The following is a 12,586-nucleotide window of genomic DNA, read 5'->3' as shown; positions in this document are numbered from 1 at the left end:
GGATGACCTCCTCGCGGCCGACGCGCTGCTGTCCTCACTCGAGCCGGACGAGCGCGCTACGCTCATCGCAACCCGCACGCCCGACGGGAACCTGCTTCACGACATCCGTCTGCAGGGCGAGAAGGAGACCGTTTTCCTTGCGTTCTGACGCGGCGCTCGACGTCGGCCTGCTCTCGCCGGTGTCGGTCGGGGCCGGGGATGCGGCATCCGATCGCGAGGTCGTGGCGCACCTGATCGGCGCCGAGGTCGCCCTCATGCGGGCGCTGGTCGCTTCGGGTGCGGCTCCCGCGTCGGCCGGCGCTGCCGTCGAGGCGGTGCGGCTCTCGGCTCCCTCGGTCGATCTCGGGCGGCTCGCGCACGATTCGGTTGCCGGCGGCAACCCCGTGATCCCCCTCATCGCGCTCCTCAAGGCCCGGGTGGCGCAGGAGGACGCGGATGCCGCCAAGTGGGTGCACCGCGGTGCGACGAGCCAGGACATCCTCGATTCGGCGCTGATGACGCTGGGGCGGGAGGTCTGCGCGACGGTGGTGGACAACCTCGGGCGCACCGCCACCGCGCTGGCGACGCTCGCGCAGACGCACCGAGACGACCCGGCACCCGCCCGCACGCTCACCCAGCACGGCGTTCCGACGACGCTCGGGCTGAAGGCGGCGACCTGGCTTCGCGCGATCCTGCGAACGCGGCGCGGGCTGTCGGACGTCGCGTCGCGCCTGCCCGCTCAGCTCGGCGGTGCGGGCGGAACGCTCGCGTCGTTCGTCGAGCTGTTCGGTGCCGCGGCTGCCGAGGAGCTGCCGCGCAGGTACGCGGACGAGCTGGGCCTGCAGGCGCCCGATGCGCCGTGGCACACCGATCGCTGGCCGGTCACCGAGCTCGGCGATGCGCTCGCGGCCGCGGTCGCGGCGCTCGGAACTCTCGGATCCGACGTCGCGACGATGGCGCGCACCGAGATCGCCGAGGCATCGGTGGCCGAAGGCGGCGTCTCGAGCGCCATGCCGCAGAAGCAGAACCCGGTGGATGCCGTGCTGCTGCGCTCAGCCGCGCTGGGCGCCCCCGGGCTGGCCGCACAACTGCACCTCGCGGCCGGGCTCGCCGTCGACGAGCGCCCGGACGGCGCCTGGCACGCCGAATGGCCGACGCTCCAGGAGCTGATGCGGCTGGCGCTCGGCGCATCGGCGCGGGCTGCTGAACTCGCGGGCGGACTCGCGCTCGACGGCGAGCGGGCACGCGCCAACCTCGACCTCACGGGCGGGCTCATCGTGAGCGAGCGGCTCGGGATCGTGCTGCTGCCGCTCGTCGGCAAGGCGCGTTTCGACGCCCTGATCGCGGATGCCGCGGCCGGCGGCGACCTCGCGGGCCTGATCCGAGCGCTTCCCGAGGCTTCCGAGCTCGATGTGGACGCGCTGCTGGACCCCGCGCAGTACGTCGGACTCGCTCCCTCCCTCGTCGACGCGGCGCTGCGCGAAGCCGCGCGGGACGGCATCCGCTCATGACCGTCCCCTCCATCCTCATCACGCCGGCTGCCGGGCACGCCGATGCACCGCTCGTCGTGCTCGGTCCGTCGCTCGGCACGTCGACGATCCTGTGGGAGGACGTGATCCCGGCGCTGGCGGCCCAGTTCCGCGTCGTCGCCTGGGACCTGCCCGGCCATGGGGCCTCACCTGCGGCATCCGAGTCGTTCACGGTGGAGGAACTCGCCGACGCCGTGGCCGATGCGGTCGGCGAACCGTTCCTCTACGCGGGGGTCTCGCTCGGGGGAGCGGTCGGTCTGTGTTTGGCGCTGCGGCATCCTGCGCAGGTGCGCCGGGCCGCCGTCGTCGCGTCCGGGGCGAAGCTCGGCGAGCCCGAGGGCTGGCTCGAGCGCGCCGCGCAGGTGCGCGCCCAGTCGACCTCGAGCCTCATCATCCCCTCCGCGCAGCGGTGGTTCGCGCCGGACTCGATCGCCCGCCGCCCCGAGCTGTCGGGCCGGCTGCTGCACGCCCTGCAGGGCGCGGACGACGAGAGCTATGCGCTGTGCTGCGAGGCGCTCGCCGCGTACGACGTCCGCGGATCGCTGGGCGAGATCCGGATGCCGGTGCTCGCCGTGTGGGGCCAGTACGACGGCGTCGCACCCGAGGCGAAGTCCGCAGAGATCGCGTCGGGCGTGACGGACGGATCGATCGCGGAGATCGCGGACGCCGCACACCTGCCGCCGGCCGAGCAGCCGGAGGCGGTCGCGGCCACGCTGCTGCAATTCTTCTGGGAGGCACGATGAGACCCGCAGGCGAAGGACTCTCCGACGAGGAGCGGTACGACCAGGGCATGGCGGTGCGCCGCGAAGTGCTCTCACATGCGCACGTCGAACGTGCGACGGCGGGCGCGAACGAGCTGACCACCGAGTGGCAGGACTTCATCACGCGGGTGGCCTGGGGCGACGTCTGGTCGCGTCCCGGGCTCGACCGGCGGTCCCGCTCGATCGCAGTACTCACCTCGCTCATCGCGCACGGGCACCACGAGGAGCTCGCGATGCACCTGCGCGCCGCGCGGCGGAACGGCCTGTCGCTCGACGAGATCAAAGAGGTGATCCTGCAGAGCGCGATCTACTCCGGGGTGCCTGCGGCGAACACGGCCTACCGGATCGCGAGCGAGGTCTTCGCCGACGAGCTCTGACCGCTGCGGTTGTGCGATCTCGTCTCTTCGCCGATGCTCAGTTGGCGCAACCTGTCGCGATGGGTTCGTGAAGTGTCACGTCGCGACAAGTGAGCCCGGCGCGGGACTGCTCAGTCGGCGCTCTCCGTCGTAACCAGGTGGTGAAACGACGCCTTGCGACAAGCGAGCCGTCAGCGCCCCTCGAGTGGCCAGCCCGTGTACGCCTCGGCGAGGTAACGGCGACCCGCCTCCGACTCGACCACCGAGCGCAGCTCGCCGAGTTGGCGGAGCCGATCGAAGTCCGTCGCATCCGGAGCGACGTGCAGCATGTTCGTCATCCACCAGCTGAAGTGCTGCGCCTTCCAGATGCGGTGCAGAGCCTTCTCCGGGAACTCGCTGACGAGTCGCGTGTCGTTCTCCAGGAGCAGGGCGCGCAGGGCCTTCTCGAGCAGGATCACGTCGGCGACCGCCAGGTTCATGCCCTTCGCACCGGTCGGCGGCACGGTGTGGGCGGCATCACCGATGAGAGCGACACGTCCGCGAAGGAGCTCGTGGGCGACGAAGCTGCGGAACCGCAGCACGTCGCGCTGGAAGATCGGGCCCTCGATGAGGTCGTGCCCGTCGACACTGGCCTGCAGCGCGTCCCAGATCTGGCGCTCGCTCATCGAGTTCGGGTCGAGGTTCGGATCGCACTGGAGGTACATGCGCTGAACGGTGGCGCTGCGCTGGCTGATCAGCGCGAAGCCGTTCGGCGAGTTGCTGTAGATCAGCTCCGGCGCGCTCGGTGGCGCTTCGGTCAGGATGCCGAACCACGCGAACGGGTACTCGCGGAAGTACCCGCCCGTCTGCGAGCCGGTGACCGCCGTGCGGGCGACGCTGCGCGAGCCGTCGGCGCCGACGACGAACTCGGCCTCGATCTCGAACGTAGTGCCGTCCGCATCGGTCGCGATGACGCGGGGACGATCGGTCTCGGCATCGTCCACACGGTCGGCGGTCACGCCGAAGCGAAGGTCCTGGCCGGCAGCGAGCCGCACCGAGATGAGGTCCTTCAGCGCCTCGTGCTGGGGGTACAGCCAGACACCGCGGCCCACGAGCGCCGCGAAGTCGATGCGGTGCCCTTCGCCGGCGAAGCGCAGCTCGATGCCGTCGTGGCGGTGCCCGACGGTGCGCACGCGGTCGGATGCGCCCGACTCGTCGAGGATCTCGACGGTGCCCTGCTCGAGGATGCCGGCGCGGATCGTCGTCTCGATCTCTTCACGCGTGCGGGAGTCGATCACGATCGACTCGATGCCCGCGTTCGCGAGCAGGTGGGCCAGGAGCAGGCCTGCCGGGCCGGCGCCGATGATCGCGACTCGAGTGCGGACGGTGTCGGTCATTTCGTCTCCTTCGACGGTGATCGGATGCTTCGCCCAGTGTGACGCGTCGACCGCCCGGTGCGCGGCATCCTTCCCGTTCAACGGGAATCAAATCGCAGCGCACCGACGGCGAGCTGGTCAGCGCCGGTCGGCGGCCAGGGCCGAACGGATGCCGGCGGCGGCGGCCTGCAGCTCCTCCAGAGCGGCGGCGGTCGGAGCCTCGCGGGGGAGCACGACCGAGAGTGCGGCGATGACCTCGCCCGACGCATCGCGGATCGGCACCGCCACCCCCGTGGACACCGCCTCGATCGAGCCCGGTGCGACCACGAACCCGCGGCGCCGCACGTCGGCGAGGGTGCGGCGGAGGGCGGCGGCATCCGTGATCGTCTCGGGCGCGAGCCGCGCGAGCGGGCCGGTGAGCACCCGCTCCTGCAGCTCGACACCGCCGTAGGCGAGCAGCACCAGGCCGGATGACGAAGCGTGCAGCGGCAGGCGTCCGGCGATGCGCGTGATGTTCGCACCCGAGTCGGGGGAGGAGAGCCGCTCGAGGAAGAGCGCCTCGTCCTGCTCCAGCACGGCGAGTTGCGTGTGCTCGCGGATCGCGGCCTGCACGCGCTCCATGAACGGCATCGCCGCCTGCCGCAGGCGCAGCGCGGCGGACCCGCGCAGCGCCAGCTCCCACAGCCGCATGCCCAGGCGCACCCGCGCGTCGTCGTCGCGCTCGAGCAGGCCGGCCTCGACCAGCGCCTCGACCTGCCGGTGCGCCGTCGAGGACGGCAGACCGGAGCGTCGCCCGATGTCGGCGACGGTCTGCAGGGTGCGGTCCGCCGAGAACGTCTCGAGGATGCGCACGATGCGCTCGGTGACGGAGTCGCCCGACGGCGAGTTGGCCATGCGCCCAGCGTGCCACACGATCGCGCGGGCTCAGCCGGCGTGCAACGCGGGCACCGCGGCGCACGTGCCGGCCTTAGGCTGGCGCCGTGAGCACGCCGACGCCATCGCCCGCCGCCCCCACCACCGCCGGCCCGGCAGCGGCACGCGACGACCGCATCACGCTGCGATTCATGAGCGAGCCGGGCGACACCGCCGCCGGCGGCCGCTCGGTCGCCGCGGGCAGCGTCATGGAATGGATCGACAAGGCCGGTTACGCGTGCGCCGTCGGCTGGGCCGGCACCTACTGCGTCACCGCGTACGTCGGCAACGTGCGGCACCGGCGTCCGATCGCGCCCGGCAGCATCATCGAGGTCGCTGCGCGGATCATCCACACGGGGCGCACCAGCATGCACGTCGTCGTGACGGTGTCGTCGAGCGACGTGAACGCGCACGCCTACACGCCCGCCACCACCTGCATCCTGATCTTCGTCGCCAAGGGCGCCGACGGGCGTCCGGCGGTCGTGCCGGAGTGGACGCCGAAGTCGCGCTCCGATCAGAAGCTCGCGGCCGCGGCGCTGGACCGGATCCCGGCGCGCAACGAGATCAAGCGGCTCATGCTCGACGAGGACTACACCGACGCCGGCCTGGCGCCGCGCACGACGATGCGGTTCCTCGTCCCTCCGGGAGTCGTCAACTGGGGCGGCAAAGCGCACGGCGGCACGGTCATGCGCTGGATCGACGAGGCGTCGTACGCGTGCGCGGCCTCCTGGGCGCGGGACGGCGATGGGGCCAGCGAGGCGATCGCGGTCTATTCGGGCGGCATCCACTTCTTCGCGCCCGTGCTCATCGGCGACCTCGTCGTCGTCGAGGCGCGGCTGATGTACACGGGCAAGCACAGCATGCACATCAGCATCCGCGTCTCCAGCGCCGACCCGCGCACGCCCGACGACCTCACGCTCACGACCCAGTGCATGAGCGTGTTCGTCGTCCCCGGCGCGGCGGGCGTCGCCCTGCCCGTGCCGCAGTGGGACCCGACCACCGACGAAGACGCCCGCATCGCCGAGCACGCCCAGGACATCATCCGGCTGCGCGGCGACATCGTGCCGATCGCCGCGTCGCTGACCCTCGAGCCATAGGGCTCCGCACAGCGATGAACCGCATCCGGTAGTATGGACGTCTAGCGCACACGTGTGCGCAGAGCGAACACGAAGGAGTCCGCGTGATCGACAAGACGGTGACGGATGCCGCGACCGCAGTCTCAGGCATCCCGGACGGCGCGACCGTGATGATCGGCGGCTTCGGCCGCGCGGGCCAGCCCGTCGAGCTCATCGACGCGCTGATCGCCTCGGGTGCCGGCGACCTCACGATCGTGAACAACAACGCGGGCAACGGCGACACCGGCCTCGCGGCGCTGCTGGCCACCAAGCGCGTGCGCAAGATCATCTGCTCGTTCCCCAGGCAGCACGACTCGTGGGTGTTCGACGGGCTGTACCGGGCGGGTGAGATCGAACTGGAGATCGTGCCACAGGGCAACCTCGCCGAACGGATCCGCGCAGCGGGAGCCGGCATCGGAGCGTTCTTCTCTCCGACCGGAGTCGGCACCGAGCTGGCCGAGGGCAAGGAGGCGCGCACCATCGACGGTCGCGACTATGTGCTCGAATACCCGATCCGCGCCGACTTCGCGCTCATCAGCGCACTGAAGGCCGATCGCTGGGGCAACCTCGTGTACCGCGAGACCGCGCGCAACTTCGGACCCATCATGGCGTCGGCCGCCACCACGACGATCGTGCAGGTCGACCAGGTCGTGCCGCTCGGCTCGCTCGACCCCGAGGCCGTCATCACCCCCGGCATCTTCGTCGACCGCGTCGTCGCGGTGGGGGAACGCGTCTGGCTCGACGACGGGGCCTTCGTCGGCGGTGTCGACCTGGAAGGGCGCCCGCTCACCGACCCCTCGGCCGAGATCGACTCGGCCACCAAGGAGGCAGACCAGTGACCCGCATCAGCCGCAACGAACTCGCGCAGCGCATCGCCGCGGACATCCGCGAGGGCTCGTACGTGAACCTCGGCATCGGCGCGCCGACGCTCGTGGCGAACTTCCTCCCGGATGACCAGGAGATCATCCTGCACACCGAGAACGGCCTGCTCGGGATGGGTCAGGCACCGGATGCGGCGCACGTCGACCCCGATCTCATCAACGCCGGAAAGCAGGCGGTCACGGCTCTGCCCGGCGCTGCGTACTTCCACCACGCGGACTCATTCGGGATGATGCGCGGCGGTCACCTCGACGTGTGCGTGCTCGGTGCCTTTCAGGTGAGCCAGACCGGCGATCTGGCCAACTGGTCCACCGGGGCGCCCGGCGCGATCCCCGCGGTCGGCGGCGCGATGGACCTCGCGATCGGCGCGAAGGCGGTGTACGTCATGACCGACCTGCTGACCAAGACGGGCGAGTCCAAGCTCGTCGCCGAGTGCTCGTACCCGCTCACCGGCGTCGGCTGTGTCACGCGCGTCTACACCGACCACGCCGTCTTCGACGTGACCCCGGACGGATTCGCCGTGCGCGAGGCGTTCGGCGGCAACACGGTCGAATCGCTGGCCGAGCTGACCGGCCTCGACCTCGCTGATGCCGCCGCCGCGGCATCCCGATCGGAGAACTGACATGGCCACCAGCTACGTGTACGACGCGGTCCGCACACCCTTCGGCCGCGCGGGCGGCGCCCTGTCCGGCGTCCGCCCGGACGATCTCGCCGCCGTCGTGATGCGCTCCATCGTCGAGCGGACCGGCATCGACCCGGCGCGCATCGAGGACGTGATCTTCGGCGACGCCAATCAGGCGGGGGAGGACAACCGCAACGTCGCGCGCTTCGGCGCGCTGCTCGCCGGCTTCCCGTCGAGCGTTCCCGGGGTCACCGTGAACCGCCTCTGCGCGTCGTCGGTCGAAGCCGTGATCCAGGGGTCGCGCGCGATCGAGGCGGGGGATGCCGAGATCATCCTGGCCGGTGGCGTCGAGTCGATGAGCCGCGCACCGTTCGTCGTGGAGAAGTCTTCCAAGCCGTGGCCGGCCGTGGGCAACCAGACGATGTGGAACACCTCGATCGGGTGGCGGATGACCAACCCCGATCTGCGCAAGGACTGGACGATCTCGAACGGCGAGTCCGCCGAGAAGGTCGCCCGGGAGGCGGGTCTCACGCGTGCCGCGCAAGACGAGTTCGCGGCCCGGTCGCACCGGCTCGCTGCGGCGGCCTGGGCGGCGGGGATCTACGACGGCGAGATCGTGCAGGTGCCCGGCGCCGAACTGACGCGCGACGAGGGAATCCGCGACGATTCGACCGCCGAGAAGCTCGCCGGGCTGAAGCCGCTGTTCGCGAAGGACGGCGAGGGGACCGTCACCGCGGGCAACTCGTCCTCGATCAACGACGGCGCCTCCGCGGTGCTTCTGGCCGGCGAAGGCGTGCTCCCTGGTGAGCCGCTCGCTCGGATCGCCGCGCGCGCCGCGCACGGAGTCGATCCGGATCAGTTTCCGCTGGCGCCGATCGAGGCCGCCAACAAGGCGCTCGCTCGGGCCGGGAGAACATGGGCGGACGTCGACGTCGTCGAGCTGAACGAGGCCTTCGCATCGCAGTCGCTCGCGGACATCCAGGGGTGGCCGGACCTCGACCCCGAGAAGGTGAACATCCACGGCGGGGCACTCGCCATCGGGCACCCTCTGGGTGCGTCGGGTGGCCGCATCATCGGGCACGCGGCGCACGAGCTGAAGCGACGCGGCGGTGGCGTCGCCGTCGCGGCGATCTGCATCGGCGTGGGTCAGGGGCTCGCGGTCGTCCTGGAGCGGTGAGCGTGGATCGAGCGCCTTTCGTCTCCTCGCTGCGCTCGTCGCTCAACGACCGGCGCCACAAGCACCCGGTCGTTGAGCGAGCGCAGCGAGACGAAACGCCGGTGACCCGGTGAGCGACCGCGCGGACGCCGACTTCGTCCAGTCGCTCGCGCGCGGGCTGTCCGTCATCCGCACCTTCGACGCCGACCACCCCGAACTCACCCTGAGCGAGGTTGCTCGACGGGCGGAGCTCACGCGGGCCGCCGCGCGGCGGTTCCTGCTCACCCTCGAGACGCTCGGGTACGTGCGCAGCGACGACCGCTCGTTCTCGCTCACGCCGCGCGTGCTCGAGCTCGGGTTCAGCTACCTGTCGTCCCTTTCGCTACCCGAGATCGTCCAGCCGCACCTCGAGGCGCTGTCGCGAGAGGTCGGCGAAAGCACCTCGGCCGCGGTGCTGGACGGCGCCGACATCGTCTACATCGCCCGCGTCCCGACCCGGCGGATCATGAGCGTCCGCATAACGATCGGCACGCGGTTCCCTGCGTACGCCACGAGCATGGGTCGCGTTCTCCTTGCCGGGATGCCGGATGACGCGGTCGACGCGACGTTGGCGGCATCCGATCTGATTCCGCTCACGGGACGGACCCTCACCGATCCCGACGGGCTGCGTGGGGAGATCGAGCGCGTGCGCGAGCAGCGCTGGTCGGTCGTGGACGGCGAGCTCGAGCCGGGCCTGCGCTCGATCGCCGTTCCGCTGCACTCGCGCGACGGGAGCGTGGTCGGGGCCCTCAACGTATCGACGAGCGCTACGCGGGACTCCGTCGAGCACCTGCTCGAGGCCTATCTTCCGCCGCTGGTGCGAACCGCTGGTGCTATAGACGCCGAACTGCGTCTGGTTTGATCGCGGCATCCGATCTGCTTACGCGGGCATCACGCATACTTATGTGTCAAATCGACTATTTGCGGTAGCGTCGATAGCACGGCGTGAGGATGCGCCGTCTGGTCGACTCGGCATTCCGATCGAGCGATCGCCACACCGGCAGAGAGTGCACCCCTCCATGCTCCTTGAGCGAGATCTCATCCAGTCCGTCGGCTTCCGCAACGTCCGCGAGGGCGATCGCATCACGGGTTTCCAGCTGCGCGTGCGCATGCCCTCGTACCGAGGGATGACAGCGTCCCTCATCGACGGCATCGCCGTCCGGGTGGACGATCTCGTCGACGTCGCCGCCGAGGTGCCGACGTGGACCTTCGGCGGAAAGACCTACACGCTCGCCGAGCTCTGGGAGAGTGACGGCGTCCGCTGGCCGCTCGAAGAGGCCGCGATCGTCACCGTTCCATTCGAGGGCGGGCTGCCGGACGGCGTGCACGAGGTGTCGATCGAACTGCGGCTGCGGATGTCGTACATCCCGGTCGAGCACCAGCCGTCGACCTACAAGGTCACCAAGCGCGTGACGCTGTCGCCCGAAGCCGACGGCGCGCCGTTCAAGTACGGCGTCTCGCTGTACAGCTTCATGGGCGACTACGGCACGGTCCTCGACCTGGAGACCGCGCTCGCCGGCATCGCCGACATCGGCGCAACCGGCGTCGAGATCCTCGGCGAGGGACACATTCCGAACTACCCCGAGCCGTCGCAGGAGTGGGTGGACGACTGGTTCCGCCTGCTCGAGAAGTACGGCCTCGAGCCCACCAACTACGGCTCGTGGATCGACACACGCCTGCACTCCAGCGGCCCGAACGGCCGCGACATGTCCGTCGAGGAGGGCGCCGCCGCGCTCCAGCGCGACCTTCGTCTCGCGAAGCGGCTCGGCTTCCGCTCCGTCCGGCCGAAGATCGGCGTGATCACGAGCGACCTGGTCCCGCACCCGATCTGGACCGAGGTCGTCGAGAGGAGCCTGCCGCTGGCCGAGGAGCTCGACGTCATCATCTGCCCGGAGATCCACGCGCCGACGCCGATCAAGCACGAGGTCGTCGATGACTACATCGGCCTGATCGAGCGCACCGGTACGAAGCACTTCGGGCTGCTGATCGACACCGGCATCTTCCAGGACCGTCCCATCGCGCTCAAGCCCGGCGAGCTGCCGGGTCAGCGGCCGGCGTTCATGGACGGCATCGCGGTCGACCCGGCGGACTTCGCCGACGTCGCCGAGCACGTCGTGTTCGTGCAGGCGAAGTTCCACGACATCGACGAGAACCTCGAAGATCAGCAGATCCCCTGGGAGCCGGTGCTGCGCGCGCTCAAGGATGCCGGGTACACCGGCTACCTCTCGAGCGAGTACGAGGGTGAACGCGAGCCCTGGCGCTCGATCGAGCAGGTCCGTCGCCAGCACTCACTCATGCGTCAGGTCGCCGACCGGCTCTGAGCCGCGGCATCCGATCGATAAAGAAGGAAACGACATCATGCCCAACGGCCTTCTCGCCGAAGACAGTCTGCGCGTCCACCCCGAGGGCTTCGCGCTCTCGCTGACGCTGCCCTGGTACCGCAGCCTCTGGCTGTCATCGGTCACCTCGTTCCAGCTGACCGTCGACGGCGTCGAGATCCCTGCCGAGGATCTCGCGTTCGAACTGCAGGGAGTTCGCTACACCCTCGATCAGCTGCCCGACCAGAGCGAGGCTCTATGGTATCTGCAGCAGCACCCGCTGCTCATCGCCTCTCGCGAGACGCCGATCGAGCTCGGCGAGGCGCACGAGGTCCACCTCGTCGGCCAGCTGCGTCTGCCGTACATGCAGATCGCGCCGGGCGAGAATGGCGGGCCGGGCATGTACGTGCCGAACTTCGTGAACCAGACCCTCACCCTGACGGCCACCGACCGGGATGCCGCGCCGCCCGCGCTCGTGTCCGATGTGGCGCCGCCGCCTCCCGCGACCGACGCCGACCCCTTCAAGCTCGGGCTGACGCTCTACTCGGCGAGCGCCGAGTTCCGTGCCGGGTGGTACGACTTCGACAGCCTGCTCGCGCGCGTCGCGGAGCTCGGCATCGGCCCGGGCATCGAGATCGTGGCGTCGCAGGCGCTGCCGACGTACCCGATCGTCTCCGACGAGTTCGTCCGCAACTGGCGCGCCGCGTTCGACAAGTACGGCTTCGATGAGAGCTCGTTCGGCGCGAACCTCGACATGGGTCGCCGCCGTGACCGCGACATGACCCCCGACGAAGAGTTCGAGTTCAGCGAGCTGATGTTCCAGGGCGCCAAGAAGCTCGGCTTCCCGCTCGTGCGCATCCAGAGCGCCAAGCCCGAGCTGCTGCGTCGTCTGCTCCCCGTCGCGGAGAAGCTGAACCTCAAGCTGGCCTACGAGATCCACGCTCCGATGGGGCCGAACGCACCCGCTGTGCTCAAGGTGCGCGAGACGTACGCCGAGCTCGACTCTCCCCTGCTCGGATTCGTTGCGGACTTCTCCTCGACGATGCACAGCATGTCGCCGACCCTCCTGCGCGCGGTTCAGCGCGCCGGGCTCGATGACGAGGCGCTGGCGAAGCTCCAGGAGATCTGGGCGACGGACGCGACCATGCAGGAGCGCCAGCAGGAGTTCATCGGCTACCTGAAGGGTCGCGATTTCGACCCGGGTCGCCTGGGATCGTTCGCGCATCTCGCCTTCAACATGCACGGGCACGTCGCGCCGCAGGAGTGGGCCGACATCATGCCGCAGATCCTGCACGTGCACGCGAAGTTCTACGACATCGACGAGAACGGGCAGGAACCGGCGATCGACTACCCCGAGCTCGTGCGCGTGTTCGTCCAGGGCGGCTACCGCGGTTACTGGTCCAGCGAGTGGGAGGGCCACGCCTTCGCCGAGCTGGGCGAGGTCGACCCGCTGGTGCTCGTGCGCAAGCAGCACGACCTCATCCGCAAGTCGATGCGGGAGCTGCAGCCGGCATGACCGAGACCCAGGCGGAAGCGGGCTTCGACATCCGGTCGCTGCCGTTCCC

12 protein-coding genes and 1 pseudogene are annotated in these 12,586 nt (G+C 70.2%); 11 read left to right on the top strand and 2 right to left on the bottom strand.

The window, feature by feature from the left end; all coding sequences use genetic code 11:
• The 4 genes and pseudogenes from VFX99_RS00910 to pcaC form a co-directional block, all read left to right on the top strand.
• Positions 1-148 (top strand): annotated as a pseudogene (locus VFX99_RS00910) (protocatechuate 3,4-dioxygenase subunit alpha); the annotation flags it as partial.
• Positions 138-1,490 (top strand): lyase family protein, encoded by a 1,353-nt coding sequence (locus tag VFX99_RS00905; protein WP_329664439.1) that lies wholly within the window; start codon positions 138-140, stop codon positions 1,488-1,490. The pseudogene VFX99_RS00910 and the gene VFX99_RS00905, both read left to right, overlap by 11 nt.
• Positions 1,487-2,251 (top strand): alpha/beta fold hydrolase, encoded by a 765-nt coding sequence (locus tag VFX99_RS00900; RefSeq protein ID WP_329664438.1) that lies wholly within the window; start codon positions 1,487-1,489, stop codon positions 2,249-2,251. The genes VFX99_RS00905 and VFX99_RS00900 overlap by 4 nt, the downstream gene beginning before the upstream one ends.
• Entirely contained in the window at positions 2,248-2,646 is a 399-nt protein-coding gene (pcaC, locus tag VFX99_RS00895; protein ID WP_329664437.1) for a 4-carboxymuconolactone decarboxylase, read from the top strand. The genes VFX99_RS00900 and pcaC overlap by 4 nt, the downstream gene beginning before the upstream one ends.
• A gap of 170 nt (positions 2,647-2,816) precedes the next feature.
• Here pcaC and VFX99_RS00890 read toward each other — a convergent pair whose 3' ends face one another.
• Both VFX99_RS00890 and VFX99_RS00885 read right to left on the bottom strand, forming a co-directional pair.
• Positions 2,817-4,001, bottom strand: coding sequence for a 4-hydroxybenzoate 3-monooxygenase (locus VFX99_RS00890; RefSeq protein ID WP_329664436.1), 1,185 nt, complete (start codon positions 3,999-4,001; stop codon positions 2,817-2,819).
• Positions 4,002-4,118: 117 nt separating this feature from the next.
• Entirely contained in the window at positions 4,119-4,874 is a 756-nt protein-coding gene (locus VFX99_RS00885) for an IclR family transcriptional regulator (RefSeq protein ID WP_329664435.1), read from the bottom strand.
• A gap of 86 nt (positions 4,875-4,960) precedes the next feature.
• Between VFX99_RS00885 and VFX99_RS00880 the strand changes: the two genes are divergently transcribed.
• From VFX99_RS00880 to VFX99_RS00850, 7 genes are all read left to right on the top strand, one after another.
• A complete protein-coding gene (locus tag VFX99_RS00880; protein ID WP_329664434.1) occupies positions 4,961-5,989 on the top strand; it encodes an acyl-CoA thioesterase in 1,029 nt (342 codons plus the stop codon).
• 83 nt (positions 5,990-6,072) lie between these two features.
• Positions 6,073-6,846, top strand: a complete 774-nt coding sequence (locus tag VFX99_RS00875; protein ID WP_329664433.1) for a 3-oxoacid CoA-transferase subunit A — start codon at positions 6,073-6,075, stop codon at positions 6,844-6,846.
• Positions 6,843-7,508, top strand: a complete 666-nt coding sequence (locus VFX99_RS00870) for a 3-oxoacid CoA-transferase subunit B (protein ID WP_329664432.1) — start codon at positions 6,843-6,845, stop codon at positions 7,506-7,508. Before VFX99_RS00875 ends, VFX99_RS00870 begins: the two co-directional genes overlap by 4 nt.
• Position 7,509: 1 nt before the next feature.
• Complete coding sequence (locus tag VFX99_RS00865; RefSeq protein ID WP_329664431.1) at positions 7,510-8,685, top strand: thiolase family protein; 1,176 nt, start codon at positions 7,510-7,512, stop codon at positions 8,683-8,685.
• Between the two features lie 109 nt (positions 8,686-8,794).
• Positions 8,795-9,565, top strand: coding sequence for an IclR family transcriptional regulator domain-containing protein (locus VFX99_RS00860; protein WP_329664430.1), 771 nt, complete (start codon positions 8,795-8,797; stop codon positions 9,563-9,565).
• Positions 9,566-9,722: 157 nt separating this feature from the next.
• On the top strand, positions 9,723-11,024 hold the full coding sequence (locus VFX99_RS00855; RefSeq protein WP_329664429.1) for a C-glycoside deglycosidase beta subunit domain-containing protein: 1,302 nt from the start codon (positions 9,723-9,725) through the stop codon (positions 11,022-11,024).
• Positions 11,025-11,061: 37 nt separating this feature from the next.
• Positions 11,062-12,537, top strand: a complete 1,476-nt coding sequence (locus VFX99_RS00850) for a C-glycoside deglycosidase beta subunit domain-containing protein (RefSeq protein ID WP_329664428.1) — start codon at positions 11,062-11,064, stop codon at positions 12,535-12,537.
• Positions 12,538-12,586: the final 49 nt, after the last annotated feature.

Origin of the sequence: Microbacterium sp. (assembly GCF_036277215.1) — a bacterium.
Classification (GTDB): Bacteria; Actinomycetota; Actinomycetes; order Actinomycetales; family Microbacteriaceae; genus Microbacterium.
Note: the sequence above shows the minus strand (reverse complement) of the source record. Positions and strands in the feature narration are given on the sequence as shown.

Excerpts from the sequence above, each read along its gene's own strand:
- VFX99_RS00900 (WP_329664438.1), top strand. The coding sequence starts at position 1,487 with ATGACCGTCCCCTCCATCCTCATCACGCCGGCTGCCGGGCACGCCGAT.
- pcaC (WP_329664437.1), top strand. The coding sequence starts at position 2,248 with ATGAGACCCGCAGGCGAAGGACTCTCCGACGAGGAGCGGTACGACCAG.
- VFX99_RS00890 (WP_329664436.1), bottom strand. The coding sequence starts at position 4,001 with ATGACCGACACCGTCCGCACTCGAGTCGCGATCATCGGCGCCGGCCCG.
- VFX99_RS00885 (WP_329664435.1), bottom strand. The coding sequence starts at position 4,874 with ATGGCCAACTCGCCGTCGGGCGACTCCGTCACCGAGCGCATCGTGCGC.
- VFX99_RS00865 (WP_329664431.1), top strand. The coding sequence starts at position 7,510 with ATGGCCACCAGCTACGTGTACGACGCGGTCCGCACACCCTTCGGCCGC.
- VFX99_RS00855 (WP_329664429.1), top strand. The coding sequence starts at position 9,723 with ATGCTCCTTGAGCGAGATCTCATCCAGTCCGTCGGCTTCCGCAACGTC.
- VFX99_RS00850 (WP_329664428.1), top strand. The coding sequence starts at position 11,062 with ATGCCCAACGGCCTTCTCGCCGAAGACAGTCTGCGCGTCCACCCCGAG.